The organism is Pseudonocardia sp. HH130630-07 (genome assembly GCF_001698125.1).
GTDB lineage: Bacteria > Actinomycetota > Actinomycetes > Mycobacteriales > Pseudonocardiaceae > Pseudonocardia.
In genome coordinates this window covers 1,443,652-1,466,226 of the sequence record NZ_CP013854.1, presented here as the reverse complement: position 1 = coordinate 1,466,226, position 22,575 = coordinate 1,443,652, and the positions used below count along the sequence as shown (strand labels likewise).

The following is a 22,575-nucleotide window of genomic DNA, read 5'->3' as shown; positions in this document are numbered from 1 at the left end:
AACGGCCGCCCCGGGAATCGACCGGCGGGCCGAGGCGCCCGGGCCCTCGCGCGCCGCATCATCGTCGGCGTGACCGAACCCTCGCCGACCGCGCTCACCCGCCCCGTCCCCCGCGGTTCCGCCCGCATCGACGCGCTCGACGCCCTGCGCGGGTTCGCGTTGATCGGGATCCTGCTGGTCAACATCCCGCCGCTGGCCGACATGCCGCCCACGGTGGGGGACTGGCAGGGCAGCACCCAGCAGTGGCTCGACGTGCTCGTCCAGCAGCGGTTCTTCCCGCTGTTCTCCTTCCTGTTCGGGCTGAGCACCGCACTGTTCCTGGACCGGGCCGCCGCCCGGACGGACCGGCCGCGGCTGGTGCTGCTGCGGCGGCTGCTCGCGCTCGCCGTGATCGGCCTGGCGCACCAGATGCTGCACCCGGGGGAGGCGTTGCTGCCCTACGCGATCGTCGGGCTCGTGGTGCTGCTGCCGGCGACCTGGCTGCCGCGCCCGGTGATCGCACTCGGCGGAGTGGCGGCGACCGCGCTGGCAGTCACGCTGTTCAGCGGCGGGACCCTGCTCATCCCGGGGCTGTTCCTGCTCGGGCTGGCCGCGGCGCGCTACGGCCTGCCCGCCCAGCTCGCCCGCCCGGCCCGGTGGCGGTGGGCGGCGGTCCTCGTGGTCGCCGTGCTCGTGGCCGTGCCACTGGTCGGGCTGCAGATGGACGACATCGTCAACAGCGGGTTCAACCAGGTCTCGGCCGTGGCCGGGCTGGCGCTCGCGCTCGCCTACGCCGCGGCTCTCGTGCTGCTGCTCGCCGGCCCGGCCGGGCCCGCGCTGTCCGCCGTGCTCGCCCCGCTCGGTCGGCTGTCGCTGACGAACTACCTGTCCGCGACCCTGCTGGTGCTGGCGGCGGTCCCGCTGCTGGGGCTGTCGGGGAGCGACCGCTACGGGACGGCGATCGCGCTGGCCGCGGTGGTCGTGGCGGTGCAGATCGTCGTCAGCCGGTGGTGGCTCGGCCGGTTCCGCTACGGGCCCGCGGAGTGGGTGTGGCGCACGGTGACCTGGTGGGGACCGGCGCCGATGCGGCGGGAACGGTGGCAGCCCGGCGCCGGTACCGGGTGAGCCGGTCGATCGGCGCTCTCAGGGCGGCGGACCTGCCGAAACGTCTGTCGAACTTCAGTTCGACGTGTTACGGTCGTCGTGGACCCGCGAGGGGTCTGCCGGGGATCGCCAGCGGTGCTGCCACCGCTCTCCTTCAGTGGATCGGCCCCCGGAGGCCCCTCGCGGGTTCACTATCGCGTGCATCCTGCGCAGGGGAACCATGCGTTCCGGCGCACCAGGCTGCTGTCGGGCATCGACATCAGTCCGAGCGGGATGACGCAGTCGCCGCTGTTGCGGATCTGGTGCCAGACGCGGAGCAGGTAGGCGGGCTCGGTGTATCCGAACTGCCCCGAGGGCCACACGGCGGCCTTCAGGAACCCTCCGTACAGGTCGGCCGCCTGGCTCTCCAGGTAACGGTCCGCGGAGACCCAGCGCATGCCCTGTTCGAGATGGTCGGGAACCCGGCCGTCGCCGGCCGCCTCCGTCGTGATGTAGCCGGCGGTCGTGCGGTGATCGTGACGGCGGACGTGGCCGAAGCGGGTCCACACCCGCGCGCGGCCGCCCTTCCAGTTCCGGGCGGCCCAGAGCGTCGACTCGTAGGTCTTGTAGGCGACGTAGTTGTAGAAGCGTTCCGGGTGGCCGCGGTAGCTGCCGAGGTGGAGTTCGCTCTTGATTGCGTAGACGTAGCAGATTCGGAGGCCGGGGACGTCCCCCAGGACCTCGGCCGCGCGCTTGCGACGGTCGTGGTTCTTGGCGTCGGTCTTCCAGGACATGACCCGCGTGCCGGGGACTCCGAAGTCGTGCCGGAGCTGGTTGACCGCCAGGCGCAGGGCTGCGGCGGAACCGTCGTCGACCAGGACCGCGGCCATCCCGAAGACCGGGCTGGAGGTGGGTCCCGATCCGCGGTCGCCCGTCTCGTCGATGTAGGTGTAGACGTCGGAGATGGCCATCGTGAGTGGCGACGCTACCCAATGACGCCCCGACTTAGCGATGCCGGATCGGAAAGAAGTGCCGGGGCCGACGGGCCCACGGTGGCGGCCCGGCCCCGCGCCGTCCCTGCTCCACCGCCAGGATTCGAACCTGGACCATCAGAACCAAAATCTGAGGTGCTGCCGTTACACCACGGTGGATCGTGGGACCCATCGTGGCACGTCCGGCCCACCCGGACGCGGTCCGCCTCCCCGGCCGGCCGTCGTGCGACGGGGCGTCCCGGGGGCACACGCCCACCATCGGGCGATGTGACCCCGGGCGCGGTGCCCGCGCGTCGCATTGACAGACTGCCTTTCGTGCTGAATCCCGGGGTCGCCTGCCGGCTGTGCGGCGCAACGGACCTGCGCAGTTTCTGCGACCTGGGTGCCACACCGCCGTGCGAGCTGTTCCTGACCGCGGAGACGGCCGAGCAGCCGGAGACGAGCTACCCGCTGCACGTCCGGGTGTGCAACTCCTGCCTGCTCGCCCAGCTGCCCCCGGAGATCTCGCCGGAGGAGACGTTCGCCGAGTACGCCTACTTCTCCTCGTTCAGCTCGTCCTGGGTGGAGCACGCCCGCCGGTTCGTGGACTCCGCCGCCGTGCGGGCCGGGCTCGGCCCGGACTCGTTCGTCGTGGAGGTCGCCTCCAACGACGGCTACCTCCTGCAGCACGTGGTGGCCCGGGACGTCCGCTGCCTGGGCGTGGAGCCGAGCGTCAACGTGGGCGAGGCGGCGCGGGAGAAGGGCGTCCCGACGCTCACCGCGTTCCTCACCCCGGAGACCGGTGCCGCGGTCCGCGCCGAGCACGGCCCGGCGGACCTGGTGTGCGGCAACAACGTGTTCGCCCACATCCCGGACGTCGTCGGGTTCGCCAGGGGGCTGCGCGCCATGGTGGCCGACGACGGCTGGGTCTCGATCGAGGTCCAGCACCTGCTCACGCTCGTCGAACGCCGTCAGTTCGACACGATCTACCACGAGCACTTCCAGTACTACACGCTGCTGACCGGGCAGCGGGCGCTCGCGGCCGGTGGGCTGACCGTCGTCGACGTCGAACCGCTCGACACCCACGGCGGCTCGATCCGGATGTGGGCGCGCCCGAGCGAGACCGCGGGGGAGCCGTCGGACGCGGTGCGCGAGGTGCTCGCCACCGAGGAGGCCGCCGGCCTGCACACCCCGGAGGGGCACGACGGGTTCGCCGAGGCCGTCTCCACGATCCGCGACGACCTCGTCTCGTTCCTGATCGACGCGCGCCGCGCCGGGAAGCTGGTCGTCGGGTACGGCGCCCCGGGCAAGGGCAACACCCTGCTGAACCACTGCGGGATCCGGCCCGACCTGCTCGCCTACACGGTGGACCGGAACCCGTACAAGCACGGCCGGTTCACCCCGGGCGCCCGAATCCCGATTCACACACCGGACCGGATCGCCCAGGATCGTCCGGACTACGTGGTGGTCCTGCCCTGGAACCTGCGTGGCGAACTGACCGAGCAGCTGTCCTACGTGCACGGGTGGGGCGGCCGCCTGGTCTTCCCGATCCCGTCGCTCGAGGTGGTGTGACGCCGTGAAGGTCGTCCTGTTCTGCGGGGGTTACGGCATGCGGATGCGCGACGGCGCCTCCGACCTCCCGAAGCCGATGCACCCGGTGGGTCCGCGCCCGCTGATCTGGCACGTCATGCGCTACTACGCCCACTTCGGGTACACGGACTTCGTCCTGTGCCTCGGCTACGGCGCGCACCACATCAAGAACTACTTCCTCGACTACGACGAGACCGAGTCCAACGACTTCGTCCTGCACCGGGGCGAGGTCGTGCTGCTGGGCAGCGACGTCCAGGACTGGAACATCACGTTCGTCCACACCGGCCTGGACTCGCCGATCGGGGAACGGCTGCGCCGGGTGCGGGCCCTGCTGGCCGACGACGAGATGTTCCACGCGAACTACGCCGACGTCCTCACCGACGCCCCGCTGGACGCGATGGTCGAGCGGTTCGCCGGGACCGACGCCGTCGGGCAGCTGATGGCGGTCCCGCCGCAGTCGGCGTTCCACTGCGTCGACGTGACCGAGGACGGCCGGCTCGCCTCGATCACCACGCTGCAGGAGATGCCGCTGTGGGAGAACGGCGGCTACCTGATGTTCCGGCCGGAGGTCTTCGACCACCTGGGCCCAGGCTGCGACCTGATCGGCGACGTCTGCACCCCGCTGGCCGCGGCCGGCCGGATGTCGGCCTACCGGCACCGCGGGTTCTGGCAGCCGGCCGACACGGTGAAGGAGCGCAACGCGCTGGAGGCCGCCTACCAGGGCGGCTCCCGGCCGTGGATGCTGTGGGAGACCCACGAGACCGACCGCGACCCGCTGCAGGCGGCGATCGCGGAGCTGCACCACGACAGCCGCCGGAGCGACTGAACAACCGGCCGGGCGGCAGCCGTCGCCACGGCCAGAGTCCAGGGGGACCGAGAACGTGCTGAACCTGCTGCCCGAGCGGCTGGACCGGGTCCTGCTGCTGGGCGCGCACTGCGACGACATCCCGATCGGCGCCGGTGGCACCCTGCTGGAGCTGTGCCGCGCCTACCCGGGGGTGACGGTGACCGCGCTGGTCCTCACCGGTGCCGGGTCGCTGCGCGAGGAGGAGGAGCGGTCCGCGCTCGCCGCGTTCACCCCGGGGGCGAACCTGGAGGTCGTGGTGCTCGACCTGCCCGACGGGCGGGTCCCCCTGCACTGGGAGCGCGCCAAGATGGCGCTGGAGGACCTGCGTGCCCGGGGCGAGCCGGACCTGGTGATCGGCCCGTCGCCGCACGACGCGCACCAGGACCACCGGACGCTCGCGCGGATGGTGCCGACCGTGTTCCGGGACCACCTGATCCTCGGCTACGAGATCCTCAAGTGGGAGGGCGACCTGGCCCAGCCGTCGGCGTACCTCCCGCTGTCCGAGCCGGTGCTGGCGGAGAAGATCACCAAGCTGCACGAGCACTACGGCTCCCAGCGCGACCGCGCCTGGTTCGACGACGAGACGTTCCGCGGCATCGCCCGGGTGCGCGGCGTGCAGTGCCACGCCCGGTACGCCGAGGCGTTCCACGTCCAGAAGCTGACCCTGTCCGTCGCGCCGATCGCCGGCTCCGAGCCGGCGCCCGGTTTCGGCGACCGGTGACGCCGGGCGGCCACCGGCGCGGGACCATCGCACACCTGTCGAACCGTTCTACCGAAAGGACCACCATGCGGGTACTGCTCACCGGACATCAGGGCTACCTGGGCACGGTGATGGCACCGATCCTCGCCACCGCCGGCCACGACGTCACCGGCCTGGACTCGGGGCTGTTCGCCTCCTGCGTGCTGGGCGGGCTGGACACCCCCGACGTGGACGGGCTGAGCACCGACCTGCGGGACGTGACCGTCGAGCAGCTGCAGGGCTTCGACGCGGTGGTCCACATGGCGGCGCTGTCCAACGACCCGCTCGGCTCGCTGGCGCCGGAGATCACCTACGACATCAACCACCACGCGTCGACCCGGCTGGCCCGGCTGGCGAAGGAGGCCGGCGTCGGCCGGTTCGTCTACGCCTCGACCTGCTCGGTGTACGGCGCCCAGTCCGGCGACGACCTCGTCGACGAGGACGCCCCGCTCAAGCCGGTCACCCCGTACGCGATCTCCAAGGTCCGGGTCGAAGACGATCTGGCCGACCTGGCGTCCAGCGACTTCGTGCCGGTCTCGATGCGCAACGCGACCGCGTTCGGCTTCTCGCCGCGGCTGCGTGCCGACATCGTGCTGAACAACCTGGTCGGACGCGCGGTCCTCACGAACGAGGTGACCGTGCTGTCCGACGGCACGCCGTGGCGCCCGCTGGCGCACGCCGACGACATCGCCGGTGCCGTGGTCGCCGCGCTCGCCGCGCCGGCGGACGTCGTCCGGGCCCGTGCGTACAACGTCGGGACCGAGAAGAACAACCGGACTGTCGCCGAGATCGCCCAGGCCGTGATCGAGGCCGTCCCCGGCTCGACCCTGAACATCACCGGGGAGGCCGGCAACGACCCGCGTTCCTACCGGGTCGACTTCGCCAGGGCCCGCAAGGAGCTGGGCTTCGAGGCCGGCTGGACGATCCCGGCCGGTGCCGAGCAGCTCGCGACCGAGTACACCGCCCGCGGGCTGACCCAGGACGCGTTCGACAACTCCTTCACCCGGCTCGCCGTGCTCAACGCCCGGCAGAAGGCCGGGGAGCTGGACGGGTCGATGCACGTCATCGGCTGAGTCCGGACGAGTACGGGCCGCCCGCCGGATCGGTGGGCGGCCCGCCGGGCCTCAGCCGCGCGTCCAGAGCTCGATCTTGCTGCCCTTCGTGCGGCACTCGGCTTCGCGCCCGTCGAGCTGCGCGTTGGCGGCGTCCTTCGCGCAGCCGAGGCTGCCGTCGCGGTCGTTCGAGTACGACTTCACGTACGTCCACGCCGCTGCGGCGGTGACCTCGGCCGGGGCCGAGGCGAACGCGGTGCCGGTGGCGCCCACCGTCAGGGCGCCGAACCCGAGCACGACGGCGACGGCGGCGGTGCGGATCGCGTTCCTGTGACGCACGGTCATCTGTACCTCCGGAGATGGGGATGGGATCCGACGCTAACCGGGCGTGCCGGACCGGATCGATCATGACGTTCCGGGTGGCCGGTGACCGTGCCCGCCCGGGCGGACCCGGCGTCCGGGGCTTGCCCCGACCGGCCCGACGTGCGCGGTTCGGCATCCGGCCGGTTCCGCGCTACCGTCGCGGGACCGGCCGTGTCCGTCTCACCAGGGGGAACCATGTGTCGCAACATCCGGACGCTGCACAACTTCGAGCCGCCGGCCACCCCGGACGAGGTGGACGCCGCGGCGTTGCAGTACGTCCGCAAGATCTCCGGATCGGCGAAGCCGTCGCAGGCCAACGCCGAGGCGTTCGACCGGGCGGTGGCCGCCGTCGCCGCCGCGACCCGGGAGCTCCTCGCCGACCTGACCACGACCGCCCCACCGAAGGACCGCGAAATCGAGGCGGCGAAGGCCCGCGCCAGGGCCGAACTCCGCTACGCCCGCTGATCCGCCCCACCGGCCCCGGGCTCGTCCGGTGGGCGTGACGTTCGGGCGGTCCGGGCAGCCGCAGCGAACCACTCGCCGGGTATCAACCCGGTACCTCCAGGTCGATGACGATGCCGGTCTCGTGGCGGCCGGCTCCCGGTTGCACGGCTGCCCACCGAGGTTCCGGTGACCGGTCCGCCGGGCGCAGCGGGGTGTGGGCGACCCACTCCGAGCGGGCCGGTTCCGGCGTGACGGGAACCGGGTTCGGCGTGGCGAACCAGCGCGGGCTCCGGTCCACCTCCTCGGTCCGGAAGGTCCCCGGGACCCGGACCAGGCGCCCGTCCTCCGGGACGAACTCCTCGGACAGCACCCGGACCCGCCGGACCGGACCGGTCAGCGGGGCGAGGTCGGGCGGGACGACGTGCGCGGCACCGGACAGGTAACCGTGCAGACGGCGCAGCCCCGGTTCCGGGCGCCCGTCCCCGCCGCCACCCCAGGCCGCGGTGATCCCGTCCCGGGACAGCCGGGGCTCCGGGTCGTGCGCCAGCACCGACCACTCGTGCTCGGTGGCGAGGCGATGGTCCACGGACGGGACGAACAGCACCCGCCAGCTGCTCCGCTCACCCACCACCGGTGGCGGGGCACAGCACTCGATCTCCCAGGAGTCGACGACGATCTCCACCAGCTGATCAGCCACGTGACGAGCCCACGCACTCGACGAACCGGGGCGCGACGGCCCCGGGCGCGGGCACCCGGAACGGTACCGCGGCCATGTGCACGGTTCCGCCCTCCGAAGGGCGGAACCGTGCACGTCGATCCCGCTCAGGCGCCGGGGGCGGCCAGGGCGTCGATCTCCACCAGCATCTCGGGGTGGGGCAGGCCGACGAAGACGGTGGTGCGGGCCGGGAGGTTGCCGTCCGGGACGTGCCGGGACACGAACTCGCCGTAGGCCTCGTTCATCCCGGCGAACAGCGACTGGTCGGTGAGGTAGACGCGGAACATCAGGACGTCGGAGACCGACGCCCCGCCGGCCTCCAGAATCGCGCGGATGTTCTCCAGGGTGCGCAGCGTCTGGTTCTTCACGTCGTCGGGGGTGACGAACGTCGACGTCGCGGGGTCCATCGGGCCCTGGCCGGAGACCTGCAGCAGGCCGCCCTTGCGGATCGCCTGGCTGAAGGTGTGCGCCGGGGCGGGCGCGTCCGGGGTCGACACGACGGTGGTGCTCATGCTCGGTGATCCTCTCGGGTGGGTCGCCAGCCGTGGTCCCGCGAGATCTCCGCGGTGACGGCCAGCAGTGACGGGACCAGCTCGATCAGCTGGTCGTAGGTGGCGACGATGGTCGGTACGGACACCGACACCGCGGCCACCACGTTTCCGGCCGGCCCGCGGACCGGCGCCCCGATGCAGTTGATCGAGGGCTCGTTCTCCTCGCGGTCCCGGGCCCAGCCCTGCTCCCGGACCCGGGCGAGCTCGGTGAGGTAGGCGCCGGGATCGGTGATCGTGTTCGGGGTGCGCGCGGTGCGGTCACCGGCGTCGAGGATCCGGCGGACCTCGGCGGTGGCACGGTCGGCGAGCAGCACCTTCCCGGCGGCCGTCGAGTGCACCGGGCCGCGCAGCCCGATCCGGGACGCCATCCGGACGTGGTCGTGCGAGTCCAGCTTGTCGATGTAGACGATCTCGCCGCCGTCCAGTTCGGACAGGTGGACGGTGTGTCCGTGCTCCCGGTTGAACGCGAGCAGGTGCGGTGCGGCGATCGTCCGGACCTCGCGCTGGTCGAGGCCCCGCGAGGACAGCTCGAACAACCGCGAGCCGAGGTGGTAGCGGTACTGCGCGTCGCGGTGCACGAAGTGCTCGTCGGCCAGGGTGCGCAGCAGCCGCAGCACCGTCGTCTTGTGCACGTCGAGCCGGGTGGCCAGGTCGTCCAGCGACGCCGGGCCCTCGCCGAGCGTGGTGAGGATCCGCAGCGCCTTGCCGAGGCTGGCGCTCACCTGCCGACGCCCGCGGCCCCGACACGCAGCGCGGCCCACACGTCGTCGTCGAGATCCAGGAGGTGCTCGGGCAGCGGCGGCGCCGAGTCCCCCGCGACGACGAGCACGGCCGCGGCGCCCAGGTGCCCCCGGCGCAGGCAGCGGTCGACGTCCTCACCGCGGACCAGGCCGGTGAGCAGCCCGGCTGCGAACGCGTCGCCCGCCCCGACCGGCTCGACCACGTCGACGCCCAGGGCCGGGCGGGCGGTCGTCGTCCCGTCCGTGTGCACGGCGACGGCCCGGACGGCACCGTCCTTGATCACCAGCAGCTCCGGGTCCGGGAGCAGCGCACGGAGTGCGGCGGGATCGGCGGTGCCGAACACCCGGACGGCCTCGTCGGACCCGACCAGCACGACGTCGGCCCGCCCGGCGAGCCGGGCCACCAGCGCGGGGTCGCCGTCCGGCCACATCTGCTCGCGCCAGTTCACGTCGAACGACACCCGGTAGGTCCGGGGTCGTTGCAGCACGGCGGCCAGCGCAGCGGGGGACACCGCAGCGGTGATGCCGCCGACGTGCAGCCAGGACGCCACGGCGAGCCGGTCCCGCACGACGGGACGCCCCGGCAGGTCCGGCCCGGCGGCGGTCGCGGCGGAACCGGAGCGCCGGTAGTGCATCCGGGTCACCGGGCCGTCGGGTCCCGGCCCGGTGGACTTCGCGTAGCGGCCGGTCGGGCGCACCGGGTCGATCTCGATCCCGCCGGTGTCCACCCCGGCCGCGGTGAGGGTGCGGATCACCAGCTCCCCGTGCGGGTCGGCGCCGAGCCGGCCGATCCAGGCCACCGGGACGCCGGCGGCCGCGAGATCGAGGGCCACGTTCACCTCGGCCCCGGCCGCGCTCGCCGGCGCCTGCGGGTCGTCGAGGACGGCGGGGTCGGTCACCAGGGCGAGCGCCTCGCCGAAGCACACCACGCCACCCGGTCGACCTGCGGTTTCCACTGCGCGAACCTCATTCCACCGTTGACCGGGACGTCGGGCCGATGCTAGAACGACGCAACCAAAATACGCAACCAGCGCTGCGAGGTACGCAACGCTGCAGGTGGGAGGGCTCTCGATGGGCAGTGTGACGGACACCGGGCTCCGGCTGGAACCGCTCGGCGCCGAACGGCCCGGGCCGTTCGCGAAGTCCGTCCCGCCGCTGCCCGGCACCGTCGCCGAGTGGCTGGCGACCTCGCCCCGGCTCTCGGACCTGAGCACGCCGGTGCTGACCCTCGACTCCGCTGCGCTGCACGCGAACGCGGACCGGATGGCGGCGTGGTGCGACGACCGCGGCGTCGGCCTGGCCCCGCACGGCAAGACGACGATGGCCCCCGTCCTCTGGGACCTGCAGCTGCGCACCGGATCGCGCGGCATCACCGTCGCGACGCCGTGGCAGGCGCGGGTGGCGATCGGGTTCGGCGTCCGGTGGATCATGCTGGCGAACGCGCTCGTCGACCCGCCCGCGGTGCGTGCGGTGGCCGCCGCCCGGGACGCCGACCCGGACCTGGAGCTGCTGAGCTGGGCCGACTCGGTGGAGACCGTCGAGGCGATGACGGCCGCCGCCGGGTCCCCGCAGCGGCCGCTGACCGTCGTCGTCGAGCTGGGGGCGCCGGGTGGGCGGACCGGGGCCCGCTCGGTCGCCGAGGCGGAGCGGGTGGCCGCCGCCGTCGTCGCGAGCCCGGCGCTGGCGCTCGGCGGGGTCGGCGGGTACGAGGGCGCGCTCGCCCACGACCCCGCACCCGGGTCGCTGGAGACGGTGCGGGCCTACCTCGACGACCTGGCCGCGCTGCACCGCAGGCTGGCGCCGTCCTACGAGACCGCCCGGGGCGTCGTGACCGCCGGGGGCAGCGCCTACTTCGACCAGGTCGCGGACGCGCTGGCGGCGCTGGCCGACGACCGCACCGAGGTGCTGCTGCGCTCGGGCGCCTACCTGGTGCACGACGACGGCTTCTACCGCGGCATCTCCCCGCTGGCCAGGGAGGCCGGGCCACCGTTCCGGTCGGCGATGCACGTCTGGGCGCGGGCGGTCTCGAACCCGGAGCCCGGCCTGGTGCTGCTCGACGCGGGCAAGCGCGACGTCCCGTTCGACGAGGGACTGCCCGAACCGCAGCTGCTCGCGGACGACCTCGGCCGCCCGGCCCGGCCGCTGGACGGGACGGTGACCGCCGTCAACGACCAGCACGCGTTCCTGCGGACCGACGAGCCGGTACGGGTCGGGCAGGTGGTCCGCCTCGGCCTGTCGCACCCGTGCACGGCGTTCGACAAGTGGCGCTGGATACCGCTGCTGTCCGCTACGGACGACCCCGCCGGGGCCGACCCGCGGATCACCGACCTGGTCAGGACGTACTTCTGATGCGCATCCTGCTGCGCGGCGGCACCGTCGTCGACGGGACCGGCGGACCGCGCCACGAGGCCGACGTGCTGGTCGCCGACGGCCGGATCACCACCGTCGGGGACGGCCTGGGCGACACCACCGTCGGCGAGGCGGCCGACGCCCGTCCGGACCGGGTGATCGACGCGGCCGGGATGGTCGTCGCACCCGGGTTCGTCGACATGCACGCCCACTCCGACCTGCGGCTGCTCACCGAGCCCGCACACCTGGCGAAGGTGTCCCAGGGCGTGACGACCGAGGTGATCGGCCAGGACGGGCTGTCCTACGCCCCGGTGGACGACGACGTCCTCGCCGTCCTGCGTCGCAAGATCGCCGGCTGGAACGGCGACCCCGGCTAGGACTTCTTCACCTGGCGCGACGTCGCCGGGTACCTCGACCGTCTCGACGCCGGCATCGCGGGCAACGCCGCCTACCTGATCCCGCACGGCACGGTGCGCGCGCTGGTGTGCGGCTGGGACGACCGGCCCGCGACCGCCGACGAGATCGCCCGCATGTGCGACGTCGTCCGCACCGGGATGACCCAGGGCGCGGTCGGGCTCTCGGCCGGGCTCACCTACACCCCGGGCATGTACGCCGAGACCCGTGAGCTGGCCGAGCTGTGCCGGACGGTCGGGGAGCTGGGCGGGTTCTTCTCCCCGCACCACCGCAGCTACGGCGCGGGCGCGCTGGACGCCTACGCCGAGATGATCGACCTCGCCGACCGGACCGGCTGCGCGCTGCACCTCGCGCACGCGACGCTCAACTTCGGGCCGAACCGGGGCCGGGCCGGCGAGCTGATCGCGATGCTGGACGCGGCCGTCGCCCGCGGGACCGACATCTCCCTCGACACCTACCCGTACCTGCCCGGGGCGACGACGCTCTCGGCGATCCTGCCGAGCTGGGCGCAGTCCGGCGGGCACGAGACGACGCTGGACCGGCTGCGCGACCCCGCCGCCCTGGCCCGGATCCGCGAGGATCTGGAGGTGCACGGCTCGGACGGCTGCCACGGCGTCGTCGCGGAGTGGGACACCATCGAGATCAGCGGGGTCACGAACCCGGAGCTGGCCGGGTACGTCGGCCGGACGATCGCGGACATCGCGGGGGCCGGGGACCCGTTCGCGGTGTGCGTGGACATCCTGCTGCGCGACGACCTGGGGACCGGCATCCTGCAGCACGTCGGGCACGAGGAGAACGTGCGGGCGATCATGCGCCACCCGCGGCACACCGGCGGGAGCGACGGCCTGCTCGTCGGGGCGAAACCGCACCCGCGGGCGTGGGGCACCTTTCCGCGCTACCTCGGCCACTACTGCCGCGAGCTGGGGCTGTTCTCACTGGAGGAGTGCGTCGCGCACCTCACCGGCCGGGCCGCGGCGCGGTTGCGGCTGCCCGACCGCGGGCTCGTCCGGGCCGGGTACGCCGCGGACCTCGTGGTGTTCGACCCGGACACGGTGGCTGACACCGCCACCTTCGCCGACCCGGCGCAGCAACCGGCCGGGATCCCGTACGTGCTGGTGAACGGGGTCCCGGCGATCGACGAGGGCGTGCGGACCGACGCGCTCGCCGGGCGGGCCCTGCGCCGCCGCGCGGACGGGAGCACGGCGTGACCCGCCGCCCGTCCCGACCCACCCCGATGGTTCCGTCCCGACCAGGAGACCCCCGATGACGGCCTTCCTCGACTGGCTGCAGAACGACACGTCCGGCCTGCTCACGCTGGCCGCGCTGAGCGTGGTCCTGCTGCTGTTCCTGATCATGAAACTGCGGCTGGAGCCGTTCATCGCGCTGATCGTGTCCGGGGTGCTGGTCGCGCTGATCGCCGGCGTCTCGATCACCGACCTGGTCGGGACGCCGATCAAGGCCTCGGAGTCGCTGCTGGAGACCGGGTTCGCCGGCATCCTCGGGCACATCGCGCCGATCATCGGGCTGGGCACCGTGCTCGGGGCGATCATGGAGCGTTCCGGCGGTGCGGACGCACTGACCGAACGGCTGCTGCGGCTGTTCGGGCCGAAGGGCGCCCCGCTGGCGATGGGCGTCACCGGCCTGGTGCTGGGCATCCCGGTCTTCTTCGACATCGGGATCTTCGTGCTGGCGCCACTGGTCTACGTGGCGGCCCGGCGCGGCGGGCGCTCCCTGGTGCTCTACGCGATGCCGATGCTCGCCGGGCTGTCGATGACGCACGCGTTCCTGCCGCCGCACCCCGGCCCGGTCACCGCGGGCGGTCTGCTCGGCGTCGGCATGGGCTGGATCATCGCGATGGGCCTGCTCTGCGGCATCCCGGCCTGGCTGGTCAGCGGCGTGTGGTGGGGTTCCTACATCGGCCGCCGGGTGCTGGTCGACGTGCCGAGCGACGCCCCGGGTGCCCAGGGCCCGGACGTCGCGGTCAGCGGCGGCACCGAGCCCGACGGCGACGGCGCCACCCGCACCGTGGAGCGGCCCGCGACCGCGGTCGCACCGCCGCCGTCGGTCGCCCTGATCTCGCTGATCATCGCCGTGCCGATGCTGCTGATCCTCGGCGCCACCGCCGGCTCGGTCGTGCTGGCGGAGGGCACCGCGCTGCGCGACGTGCTGGTCTTCCTGGGCACCCCGACGATCGCGCTGACGATCAGCGTGCTGCTCGCGACCTACCTGCTGGGCGTCCGGCGCGGGACGTCGATGGCCGAGCTGGGCCGGATCTCCGGTGAGTCGCTGCGCCCGGTCGGGATGATCCTGCTGGTGGTCGGGGCCGGTGCGTTCTTCGGGAAGGTGCTGCAGGAGACCGGGGTCGGCGACGCGCTGGCCGGCTCGATGACGGCGATCGGCCTGCCGCTGATCGTCTCGGCGTACCTGATCAGCGCGGCGCTGCGGATCGCGCAGGGCTCGGCGACCGTCGCCATCGTGACCACGGCGGGCATCATCGGCCCGACGGTCGCCGCGGGCGGGTACTCCCAGCCGCAGATCGCGCTGATCGTCGTCGCGGTGTCGGCCGGGTCGATCATCGCCAGCCACGTGAACGACGGCGGGTTCTGGATCGTCGCGAAGTACTTCAACATGTCGGTGAAGCAGACCCTCGCCACCTGGACGGTGCTGGAGACGATCCTCTCGGTCGTCGGGTTCGCCGCGGCCGGGCTGGTGTGGCTGGTGGTGTGACGGCCGATCCGCGCCCGGCAGGTCCTGCGGATCGGTCCGGGGTGCGCGCGACCTGGACGGGGCCGCCGCACCCCGGCGCCCCTGCCGCGCACCCACCCGGCGTGCCGCGCCCCACGCGGAGGGTGCGGCACGCCGGTGCGGGGTGCCGGATCAGCGCGAGGGTGCGCGGCCGGACGGGATCGGGACCGGCGCGAGGGCGAGTGGCAGGAGGCGGCGGACGAACGCGGGCGGCGGGTCGCGCCCGGCGGATCAGGTGGTGAAGGTGAACTCGCCGTCGGCGGCGCCGGCGAGGAAGGCGGTCCACTCGCCGTCGTCGAAGTGCAGCTCGGTGCCGTCGGTGAGCGATCGGACGACGGTGCCGGTGCCGTTCCCGGTGATGGCGGCGACGCCGTTCGTGCCGGGGGTGTTGCCGTCGGCGGCGTCCTGGACGAAGGTCGCCCACGCGGGGTGCGGGAAGGCGATGGTCCCCGCGTCCGGATGCTTGCTGTGCCGGGCGAGCACCCCGTCGGCGGCCGGGGCGACCTCCACGCAGTTGCCGGTCGCGGTGCTGTAGCTGCTCGTGCGCCAGGAGGTCATTGCAGGTCCTTGATCACGTCGTGGATGAGACCCAGGGACTCGCGCGGGTTCAGCGCCTGGTTCTGCACCGACCCTAATGCGTGCAGGTAGCTGCGGACCACTCCGCTGCGTTCGTGCACGGTCCGGGACGTCACCCCGTCGACGTACACCGCTTCGGGATCCGCTTCGTCCGGCCACTGGATGATCACGAACGCATCGCCGAGTGCGGCGTGCGCGTCCGCGGTGAACGGGACGATCTGCACGGTGACGTCGTGCTCGGTGACCACCCGGGTGAGGTGACGGAGCTGCTCGCCCAGCACCGCCGCGCCGCCCACCTGCTGGCGGATGGCGGCCTCGCCGATGATCGCGGTGAGCCGTACCCCGTCGAGGATGCGCCTCTGGCGGCGGACCCGGAGTTCGAGGAAGCGGTCGATGTCGGCGACCCGGATGTGCGGCGAACCTGCTGTGATGACCCGCTCGGCGTACGCCGGGGTCTGGAGCAGGCCCGGGATGACCTCGCCCTCGTAGGTCCGGATCCAGGACGCGTCGGCCTCCAGCTCGATGAGCATCTGCACCGGTTCCGACAGGATGTCGCCGTAGTCCTGCCACCAGCCGGGCTCGTCCGCCTTGCGGCGCAACGTGTCCAGCGCGGCGACGGCGTCGGCCGGGATGTCCAGCACCTCGGCGGCCTTCGCGAGCACCGCGGCCGAGACCCGCGCCTTGCCGGACTCGATCTTCGACCAGGTGGCCTGGTGGATGCCGAGCCGGGTCGCCAGCTCGGTGCCGGACAGGTCGCGCCGGCGGCGGTAGGAGCCCAGTTTCCCGCCGAGGCGACGACTCCGCACGGTCGGTTGCATCTGTGGCTCCTCCTGCCTGCACCGTGCCGGACGTTCGCGACACCGTGACGATCTCACCCGTACGAACCACTGTTGGTTACAGCAACATGTCAGGCATTATGCCTAACATGGTGTCGGGTGACCGGCGCACGGTAGCCCTCGTAGCGGTCGTCCACCGTCGGACCCGCACGCTGATCGGCACGATCGGAGACGACGCATGACGACCGCAGCATCGACCGGTGACCATCGACCGGACGCCGGGGAGGGGGCCGAGCCGCTGCGGCCGCCGTTGTGCGGGGAGGCGGAGTTCGCCGCGCTCGTCGAGGGGATGGTCGCCGACGAGGCGCCCCGCCTGTTCGCGATCGTGCAGGAGTACCGGCGGCGCGTCGACGCACGGATCGCCGCCTGGGGTATCGCGTTCGCCGACCACGCCGAGGTCGTGGCGCAGGGGGTGCAGTGCCGGGTGGGTGCACCGGAGGACGCGGTGCGGCTGTTCACCCCCGACCACCGCATCGGGGCCCGCGTGGTGTGGTGCAACCCGGATGCGGCCACACCACGGACCGGCCGGGACGATGCCGGCTGACCGGTCGAGACCACCGCGGGATGCAGCGCGCGTCGTGTGCGGGACGCCCCGCGGAGCCCCTCCGTTCCCCGAGCGTCCGTGCCGAGATGCGCGTGAGCGGGCCCCGGGCGACGTCCCCGGCCCGCTGCACGGCATCTCGGCACGGCGAGCCGCGGGGCCGTCCGACGAGACGTCGCCGAAGCCCTGACACCGCACCCCGGCCCGCTTTCCGCGCCCGCGCCCGGCGTGGCGCCCCCCGCGCGACGGGTCCGGCACGCCGGGAGGAGGCGCACGGACCGGCCAGGGGTGCGACAGCGACCCGGGCGAGGCTGCGGTCCTTCCATCCGGGGCCGGGCTGCGGCGTCGGTGCCCGGCCACGACGAGCGGTAGGGGCCGGACCCGGCCCGGGCGTCGGTGCCGGGGCCCAGGCGTATCGTCGGGGACCGGTTCCGGACCCAGGCTCCGCCGCGTCCCGGGCCGAGGTCCGTCCTGCGTTCCGCGCATCGAAGTCCCACCCGAGGAGCCAGCGCCGTCGTGGCCATCCTGTCCGGTCTGCTCACCTCAGCCCTGTCCGACGCCGGCCTGCGGGCCGCCGTCGACGCGGCCCGCTCCGCCGACACCCGCACCACCGAGATCCCGGCGGTCGCCGTCGAGGGCCCGGCCGCGCTGCGCCCGCTGCTCACCGCCGGGCTCGCCGGGGACGGGTGCGTGCTCGCGGTCACGGCCACCGACCGGGAGGCCGAGGACCTCGCCGCCGCGGTCTCGGACCTGCTCGGGCACGGCACGGCGCTGGACGCGGCGGCGGACACCGTGCACGACAGCGCGGGCGCTCCGGTCGTCGTCCTGCCGTCGTGGGAGACGCTGCCGCACGAGAAGCTCTCGCCGCGCCCGGACACGGTCGCCCGCCGGCTGACGATCTTCCACCGGCTGGCCGACGCCGCGACCGCACCGCGGGTGGTCGTCACCGCCGCCCGGTCGCTGATCCAGCCGGTCGCCCCCGGGCTCGGCGCGCTCGCCCCGGTCACCCTGGCCCCCGGCGAGGAGCACGACTTCGAGGCGCTGCTCGTGCGCCTGGTCGAGCTGGCCTACACCCGGGCCGAGATGGTCACCACCCGCGGCGAGTTCGCCGTGCGCGGCGGCATCCTCGACGTCTTCCCGCCGACGGCCGAACACCCGGTGCGGGTCGAGTTCTGGGGCGACGAGGTCTCCGAGCTGCGCGCCTTCTCCGTGGCCGACCAGCGCTCGGTCGGTGACGTGGCGCGGGTCGTCGTGCCGGCCTGCCGGGAGCTGCTGCTCACCACGCCGGTGCGGGAGCGCGCCGCGGCGCTGGCCGCCGAGCAGCCGGAGAACTCCGGGCTGAACCGCAACCCGCTGCGCGAGCTGCTGGAGAAGCTGTCCGAGGGCATCCCCGGCGAGGGGATGGAGTCGCTGATCCCGGCGCTCGTGGCCGGTGAGATGCAGGTGCTCCCGGACCTGCTCCCCGCGGGCGCGCGGGTGCTGCTCGCCGACCCGGAGCGGATCCGCACCCGGTGCGCCGACCTGGTCCGGACCGGGCAGGAGTTCCTGGAGGCGTCCTGGCTGGCCACCGGTGCCGGCGGCGAGGCCCCGATCGACGTGTCCGGGTCGGCCTACCGGGACCTGACCGTCACGCTGGAGACCGCCACCGCGTCCGGGCGACCGGTGGTCTCGCTGTCGCCGCTGCTGTCGGGCTCCGACGCCGCGATCGTCCCCGCCGTGCACGAGATCGAGCCCTACCGCGGGGACACCGACCGGGCGATCACCGACCTGCGCGCGCACGTCGCCACCGGGGGAGCCGCGCTGCTCGTGCTCGCCGGCCACGGCACCGCGGACCGCTCGATCGAGCAGCTGCGCGAGGCCGAGGTCCCGGCGACGAAGGTCGACCAGTTGACCGACGTCCCGGAGAAGGGCCTGGTCACGGTGGCCTGCGGGCGCCTGCTGAACGGGTTCACCGCCCCCGAGGTGGGCCTGGTCCTGCTGTCGGAGGCCGACCTCACCGGCAGCCGTGCCGGGCTGGACGCGGCGCCGCGCAAGACCACCCCGCGCCGGCGCAACGCCGTCGATCTCGCGGTGCTGCAGCCCGGCGACCACGTCGTCCACAACCAGCACGGCATCGGGCGCTTCGTGGAGATGAAGGAGCGCACCGTCCAGGGCGCGACCCGCGAGTACCTGGTGCTGGAGTACGCCAGCCCCAAGCGCGGGCAGCCGGCCGACCGGCTGTTCGTCCCGACCGACGCGCTCGACGAGATCAGCCGCTACGTCGGTGGCGAGACCCCGGCCGTCAACAAGCTCGGTGGCGGGGACTGGGCGAAGACCAAGGGCCGGGCCCGCAAGGCGGTCAAGGACATCGCCGCCGGGCTGGTCCAGCTCTACGCCGCCCGGCAGGCGTCACCGGGGCACGCGTTCGGCGCCGACACCCCGTGGCAGCGCGAGCTGGAGGACGCCTTCCCCTACACCGAGACGCCCGACCAGCTCTCGGCGATCGACGAGGTCAAGAAGGACATGGAGCGGCCGGTCCCGATGGACCGGGTGATCTCCGGCGACGTCGGCTTCGGCAAGACCGAGATCGCCGTGCGGGCCGCGTTCAAGGCCGTCCAGGACGGCAAGCAGGTCGCCGTGCTCGTGCCGACGACGCTGCTGGCGACCCAGCACCTCAACACCTTCGCCGAGCGGATGCGGGCGTTCCCGGTCACCGTCCGCGGGCTCTCCCGGTTCACCGACCCGGCCGAGGCCAAGGAGACGATCGGAAAGCTGGCCGAGGGCACCGTCGACGTCGTGGTCGGCACGCACCGGCTGCTGCAGGGCGGGGTGCGCTGGAAGGACCTCGGCCTGGTCGTCGTCGACGAGGAGCAGCGCTTCGGCGTCGAGCACAAGGAGCACATCACGGCGCTGCGGGCGCACGTCGACGTGCTGACCCTGTCCGCGACGCCGATCCCGCGGACCCTGGAGATGAGCCTGGCCGGCATCCGGGAGATGTCGGCGATCACGACCCCGCCGGAGGACCGGCACCCGACCCTGACCTACGTCGGCGCCTACGACGACAAGCAGGTCGCCGCCGCCGTCCGGCGCGAGCTGCTGCGCGACGGCCAGGTGTTCTACGTGCACAACCGGGTCTCCTCGATCGACCGGGCGGCGAAGAACATCCAGGACCTCGTGCCCGAGGCCCGGATCGCCGTCGCACACGGCCAGATGAACGAGGAGCTGCTGGAGCGCACCGTCAACGCGTTCTGGCACCGCGAGTTCGACGTGCTCGTGTGCACCACGATCGTCGAGAACGGCCTGGACATCTCCAACGCCAACACACTGATCGTGGAACGGTCCGACACCCTCGGGCTGTCCCAGCTGCACCAGCTGCGCGGCCGGGTCGGCCGGGGCCGGGAGCGCGGCTACGCCTACTTCCTGTTCCCGCCGGAGCACCCGCTCACCGAGACCGCGCACGACCGGCTCGCCACCATCGCCCAGCACTCCGAGCTCGGCTCGGGTGCCGCCGTCGCGATGAAGGACCTGGAGATCCGCGGTGCGGGCAACATCCTCGGGGCCGAGCAGTCGGGGCACATCGCCGGCGTCGGGTTCGACCTCTACATCCGGCTGGTCGGCGAGGCGGTCGCGGCGTTCCGCACGCAGGCCGGCGGCGGGGGCTCCGGCGAGCCCGAGGAGCTGGTGGAGGTGCGGGTCGATCTGCCGGTCGACGCGCACGTGCCGCACGACTACATCGACGGCGAGCGGCTGCGCCTCGAGGTCTACCGCAAGATCGCCGAGTCCCCGGACGACGCGGCGCTCTCGGCGATCGTCGAGGAGCTGACCGACCGCTACGGCGAGCCGCCCACCCCGGTGCGCAACCTGCTGGAGGTCGCCCGGTTCCGGCAGATGTGCCGGCGTCTCGGCGTGCGTGAGGTCGCCTCGGCGGGGACCCAGCTGCGGATCGGCCCGGTGCAGCTGCCCGACTCGGCGCAGCTGCGGCTGCGGCGGCTCTACCCGAAGGCCCAGTACAAGGCGGCGGCGCAGGTGCTGACCGTGCCGAAGCCGGTGCAGGGCGGGCGGATCGGCGGGCAGCCGGTGCGCGACGTCGAGCTGCTCGGCTGGTGCGCGGAACTGCTGGTGCAGATCGTGCCGACGTCGGTCCCGGTGCACAGCTCGGGCTGAGCCGGGCCGGGGAGATCGGCCTCACACCACGTGAGAAGGTGGGTCCGTGCGGACTCGCAGGATCATGATGGCGCTGCTGGTGACCGGAATGCTGGTCACGGGATGTGGGGCCGGCCCGAGCCGGGTGGACTCGGCGGCCGTCGTCGGGGACACCTCGATCCCGCTCTCGACGGCCCAGTCGGCGATCACCTCGGTGCTCGCCCGGCCCGGTCTGCTCGACGGGCTGAAGGCCCAGGGCGCGTCGGAGCCCGCCATCGGCCGGGCGGTCGTCTCCCAGCTCGTGATCCGGGACCTGCTGGCCGACGCGGGCGCGGCCCGCGGCGTCGCCGTCTCCGAGCAGCAGGTGACCGAGCAGGTCGAGCGCGCGGGTGGCGAGGAGGCCGTCGCGGCCGGCTCGCTGGCCGTCGGCGGACCGCGCGAGTCGGCGCGCGACGATCTGGCGCTCGCCGCGTTCGCCCGCACCGAGATCGACCGGCTGTCGGTCACGGCCGACGTCGCGATCGCCCAGAGCCGCGAGGAGGCCGTCGGGCTGGCGCAGGAGATCGCCGCAGGTGGCGCCCGTGCCGAGGCGGCGCTCGCCGGCTCCGGGACGACCCAGCGGGGCCTGGTGATCCGGCCGGTGGAGACCCCGCAGGCGGCGCTGACCCCGCTGATCGGCATCCCGGCCGGCTGGGTCGCGGCGTTCGGTGCCGGGTCCGGGCAGGGCTGGCTGGTGGTCCGGGTGACCGACCGGACGCTGGGGCCACCGGCCCCGCCGGAGGCGCTCGCGCAGCTGGACCAGCGCACGCTCGCCGGGGCCGGCGTCCGGATGCTGACCCCGACCGCGCTGGACACCCCGGTGGAGCTGAACCCGCGCTACGGCGTGTGGGACCCGATCCGGATGAGCGCCGTCGAGTCGGCCGAGGAGGCGTCGGTCGTCCTGCGGGTCGCCGCGTCGCCCGCCGCGCCGTGACGGCGACCGTCGTCGTCTGCCCGCGCCGCGGTGCCGCCCTCCCGGCCGCCGCGCTGGGGGTCCTGCGGTCCGCGGAGCGGGTGCTCGGCGTCCCCGGGCTCGACGCCGGTGCGGCGGCCGGGGCCGGGGACTGGGACGGCACCGGACCGGCCGACCTGCCCGACGGGACCGTCCTGCTCGTCCCGGCCGGGCACCGGCTGGCCGGAGCCCCCGGCGCGGTACCGCCGCCGGTGGGCCACGGCACCCTCGACGCGATCGCCGTGATGGACCGGCTCCGCTCGCCGGGCGGCTGCCCGTGGGACGCCGAACAGACCCACGAGTCGCTGCTGCGCTACCTCGTCGAGGAGTGCTACGAGCTGTACCAGGCGGTCGAGGACGGTGACCGCACCGAGCTCCGCGAGGAGCTGGGCGACGTGCTGCTGCAGGTGCTGTTCCACGCCAGGGTCGCGACCGAGCACCCGGACACCCCGTTCGGGATCGACGAGGTCGCCACCGGGCTGGTGGACAAGCTGGTCGGACGGCACCCGCACGTGTTCGCCGCCGGGGAGCACGTCGCCACCGCCGCGGACCAGGACCGCCGCTGGGACGAGCTCAAGCGGGCCGAGAAGCAGCGCGGCTCCAGCCTCGACGGGGTCGCCGCGGCCCAGCCGGCCGTGGCACTGGCGGCCAAGCTGACGTCCCGGACGGCGCGTGCCGGACTGCCCGCCGACCTGCTGCCGGACGGCGAGGACACCGGCGAGCGCCTGTTCCGGCTGGCCGCGGCCGGCCAGCTCGCCGGTGCCGATCCCGAGGCCGCGCTGCGTACCGCGGCCCGGGCGTTCGACGACCGCGTCCGGACCGCCGAGAAGGCGGCCGTGGCCGACGGCCGGGACCCGCACGCGCTCACCGCGCAGGACTGGCGCCGGTACTGGCCGTCGGCCTGACCGGCGTCACTCGGTACCGTGG

The 22,575-nt window shown here is 73.7% G+C and carries 20 protein-coding genes, 1 tRNA gene and 1 pseudogene; 13 read left to right on the top strand and 9 right to left on the bottom strand.

Annotation, left to right across the window (positions count from 1 at the left end; translation table 11 throughout):
* Nucleotides 1-69: 69 nt before the first annotated feature.
* Nucleotides 70-1,104, top strand: coding sequence for a DUF418 domain-containing protein (locus AFB00_RS07005; protein WP_068796554.1), 1,035 nt, complete (start codon nucleotides 70-72; stop codon nucleotides 1,102-1,104).
* A 170-nt stretch (nucleotides 1,105-1,274) separates the two neighbouring features.
* Here AFB00_RS07005 and AFB00_RS07000 read toward each other — a convergent pair whose 3' ends face one another.
* Together AFB00_RS07000 and AFB00_RS06995 are read right to left on the bottom strand one after the other, a co-directional pair.
* Complete coding sequence (locus AFB00_RS07000) at nucleotides 1,275-2,033, bottom strand: DUF3800 domain-containing protein (protein ID WP_068796553.1); 759 nt, start codon at nucleotides 2,031-2,033, stop codon at nucleotides 1,275-1,277.
* Between the two features lie 109 nt (nucleotides 2,034-2,142).
* Nucleotides 2,143-2,213 (bottom strand) — tRNA-Gln (locus tag AFB00_RS06995).
* A gap of 156 nt (nucleotides 2,214-2,369) precedes the next feature.
* Between AFB00_RS06995 and AFB00_RS06990 the strand changes: the two genes are divergently transcribed.
* The 4 genes from AFB00_RS06990 to AFB00_RS06975 all read left to right on the top strand — a co-directional run bounded on the left by AFB00_RS06990 (nucleotide 2,370) and on the right by AFB00_RS06975 (nucleotide 6,282).
* Nucleotides 2,370-3,605, top strand: coding sequence for a class I SAM-dependent methyltransferase (locus tag AFB00_RS06990; RefSeq protein ID WP_231974265.1), 1,236 nt, complete (start codon nucleotides 2,370-2,372; stop codon nucleotides 3,603-3,605).
* Nucleotides 3,606-3,609: 4 nt separating this feature from the next.
* Nucleotides 3,610-4,449, top strand: a complete 840-nt coding sequence (locus tag AFB00_RS06985; RefSeq protein ID WP_068796552.1) for a sugar phosphate nucleotidyltransferase — start codon at nucleotides 3,610-3,612, stop codon at nucleotides 4,447-4,449.
* Nucleotides 4,450-4,504: 55 nt separating this feature from the next.
* Nucleotides 4,505-5,191, top strand: a complete 687-nt coding sequence (locus AFB00_RS06980; RefSeq protein ID WP_068796551.1) for a PIG-L deacetylase family protein — start codon at nucleotides 4,505-4,507, stop codon at nucleotides 5,189-5,191.
* 65 nt (nucleotides 5,192-5,256) lie between these two features.
* A complete protein-coding gene (locus AFB00_RS06975; protein WP_068796550.1) occupies nucleotides 5,257-6,282 on the top strand; it encodes an NAD-dependent epimerase/dehydratase family protein in 1,026 nt (341 codons plus the stop codon).
* Between the two features lie 51 nt (nucleotides 6,283-6,333).
* On the opposite strand, the gene AFB00_RS06970 is transcribed toward AFB00_RS06975, so the two are convergent.
* A complete protein-coding gene (locus AFB00_RS06970; RefSeq protein ID WP_068796549.1) occupies nucleotides 6,334-6,606 on the bottom strand; it encodes a hypothetical protein in 273 nt (90 codons plus the stop codon).
* A gap of 213 nt (nucleotides 6,607-6,819) precedes the next feature.
* Here AFB00_RS06970 and AFB00_RS06965 point away from each other — a divergent pair, with 213 nt between their 5' ends.
* Entirely contained in the window at nucleotides 6,820-7,089 is a 270-nt protein-coding gene (locus AFB00_RS06965; protein ID WP_068796548.1) for a DUF2277 domain-containing protein, read from the top strand.
* An 82-nt stretch (nucleotides 7,090-7,171) separates the two neighbouring features.
* On the opposite strand, the gene AFB00_RS06960 is transcribed toward AFB00_RS06965, so the two are convergent.
* The 4 genes from AFB00_RS06960 to AFB00_RS06945 all read right to left on the bottom strand — a co-directional run bounded on the left by AFB00_RS06960 (nucleotide 7,172) and on the right by AFB00_RS06945 (nucleotide 10,030).
* Entirely contained in the window at nucleotides 7,172-7,765 is a 594-nt protein-coding gene (locus AFB00_RS06960; RefSeq protein WP_156819421.1) for a DUF6578 domain-containing protein, read from the bottom strand.
* A 125-nt stretch (nucleotides 7,766-7,890) separates the two neighbouring features.
* Nucleotides 7,891-8,295 (bottom strand): RidA family protein, encoded by a 405-nt coding sequence (locus AFB00_RS06955; protein WP_068796546.1) that lies wholly within the window; start codon nucleotides 8,293-8,295, stop codon nucleotides 7,891-7,893.
* Nucleotides 8,292-9,056: an IclR family transcriptional regulator gene (locus AFB00_RS06950; RefSeq protein WP_068800077.1), complete on the bottom strand. Its 765-nt coding sequence runs from the start codon at nucleotides 9,054-9,056 to the stop codon at nucleotides 8,292-8,294. Before AFB00_RS06950 ends, AFB00_RS06955 begins: the two co-directional genes overlap by 4 nt.
* Nucleotides 9,053-10,030, bottom strand: a complete 978-nt coding sequence (locus AFB00_RS06945) for a sugar kinase (protein WP_068796545.1) — start codon at nucleotides 10,028-10,030, stop codon at nucleotides 9,053-9,055. Before AFB00_RS06945 ends, AFB00_RS06950 begins: the two co-directional genes overlap by 4 nt.
* Before the next feature lie 115 nt (nucleotides 10,031-10,145).
* On the opposite strand from AFB00_RS06945, the gene AFB00_RS06940 reads away from it, so the two are divergent.
* The 3 genes and pseudogenes from AFB00_RS06940 to AFB00_RS06930 all read left to right on the top strand — a co-directional run bounded on the left by AFB00_RS06940 (nucleotide 10,146) and on the right by AFB00_RS06930 (nucleotide 14,564).
* A complete protein-coding gene (locus AFB00_RS06940; RefSeq protein ID WP_068796544.1) occupies nucleotides 10,146-11,423 on the top strand; it encodes an alanine racemase in 1,278 nt (425 codons plus the stop codon).
* Nucleotides 11,423-13,045, top strand: a pseudogene (locus tag AFB00_RS06935) (N-acyl-D-amino-acid deacylase family protein). Before AFB00_RS06940 ends, AFB00_RS06935 begins: the two are co-directional and overlap by 1 nt.
* A 55-nt stretch (nucleotides 13,046-13,100) precedes the next feature.
* Nucleotides 13,101-14,564 carry a GntP family permease gene (locus tag AFB00_RS06930; protein WP_068796543.1) on the top strand — a complete coding sequence of 488 codons (1,464 nt, stop codon included), beginning with the start codon at nucleotides 13,101-13,103 and terminating at the stop codon, nucleotides 14,562-14,564.
* 249 nt (nucleotides 14,565-14,813) lie between these two features.
* Here AFB00_RS06930 and AFB00_RS06925 read toward each other — a convergent pair whose 3' ends face one another.
* Both AFB00_RS06925 and AFB00_RS06920 read right to left on the bottom strand, forming a co-directional pair.
* The gene (locus tag AFB00_RS06925; RefSeq protein WP_068796542.1) at nucleotides 14,814-15,140 is read right to left on the bottom strand and encodes a DUF397 domain-containing protein; all 327 of its coding nucleotides are present in this window, start codon (nucleotides 15,138-15,140) and stop codon (nucleotides 14,814-14,816) included.
* A complete protein-coding gene (locus AFB00_RS06920) occupies nucleotides 15,137-15,976 on the bottom strand; it encodes a helix-turn-helix domain-containing protein (protein WP_068796541.1) in 840 nt (279 codons plus the stop codon). Before AFB00_RS06920 ends, AFB00_RS06925 begins: the two co-directional genes overlap by 4 nt.
* Before the next feature lie 196 nt (nucleotides 15,977-16,172).
* On the opposite strand from AFB00_RS06920, the gene AFB00_RS06915 reads away from it, so the two are divergent.
* From AFB00_RS06915 to AFB00_RS06900, 4 genes are all read left to right on the top strand, one after another.
* Nucleotides 16,173-16,538: a hypothetical protein gene (locus AFB00_RS06915; RefSeq protein WP_231974264.1), complete on the top strand. Its 366-nt coding sequence runs from the start codon at nucleotides 16,173-16,175 to the stop codon at nucleotides 16,536-16,538.
* 513 nt (nucleotides 16,539-17,051) lie between these two features.
* Complete coding sequence (gene mfd, locus AFB00_RS06910; protein ID WP_231974263.1) at nucleotides 17,052-20,678, top strand: transcription-repair coupling factor; 3,627 nt, start codon at nucleotides 17,052-17,054, stop codon at nucleotides 20,676-20,678.
* Nucleotides 20,679-20,724: 46 nt separating this feature from the next.
* Complete coding sequence (locus tag AFB00_RS06905) at nucleotides 20,725-21,630, top strand: SurA N-terminal domain-containing protein (protein ID WP_156819420.1); 906 nt, start codon at nucleotides 20,725-20,727, stop codon at nucleotides 21,628-21,630.
* Complete coding sequence (locus AFB00_RS06900; RefSeq protein ID WP_068796539.1) at nucleotides 21,627-22,553, top strand: MazG family protein; 927 nt, start codon at nucleotides 21,627-21,629, stop codon at nucleotides 22,551-22,553. Before AFB00_RS06905 ends, AFB00_RS06900 begins: the two co-directional genes overlap by 4 nt.
* Nucleotides 22,554-22,575 lie beyond the last annotated feature (22 nt).

Coding starts and splice junctions, on each gene's coding strand:
- AFB00_RS06940 (WP_068796544.1), top strand. CDS start 10,146: ATGGGCAGTGTGACGGACACCGGGCTCCGGCTGGAACCGCTCGGCGCC.
- AFB00_RS06930 (WP_068796543.1), top strand. CDS start 13,101: ATGACGGCCTTCCTCGACTGGCTGCAGAACGACACGTCCGGCCTGCTC.
- AFB00_RS06915 (WP_231974264.1), top strand. CDS start 16,173: ATGACGACCGCAGCATCGACCGGTGACCATCGACCGGACGCCGGGGAG.
- AFB00_RS06970 (WP_068796549.1), bottom strand. CDS start 6,606: ATGACCGTGCGTCACAGGAACGCGATCCGCACCGCCGCCGTCGCCGTC.
- AFB00_RS06965 (WP_068796548.1), top strand. CDS start 6,820: ATGTGTCGCAACATCCGGACGCTGCACAACTTCGAGCCGCCGGCCACC.
- AFB00_RS06955 (WP_068796546.1), bottom strand. CDS start 8,295: ATGAGCACCACCGTCGTGTCGACCCCGGACGCGCCCGCCCCGGCGCAC.
- AFB00_RS06925 (WP_068796542.1), bottom strand. CDS start 15,140: ATGACCTCCTGGCGCACGAGCAGCTACAGCACCGCGACCGGCAACTGC.
- AFB00_RS06920 (WP_068796541.1), bottom strand. CDS start 15,976: ATGCAACCGACCGTGCGGAGTCGTCGCCTCGGCGGGAAACTGGGCTCC.
- AFB00_RS06975 (WP_068796550.1), top strand. CDS start 5,257: ATGCGGGTACTGCTCACCGGACATCAGGGCTACCTGGGCACGGTGATG.
- AFB00_RS07000 (WP_068796553.1), bottom strand. CDS start 2,033: ATGGCCATCTCCGACGTCTACACCTACATCGACGAGACGGGCGACCGC.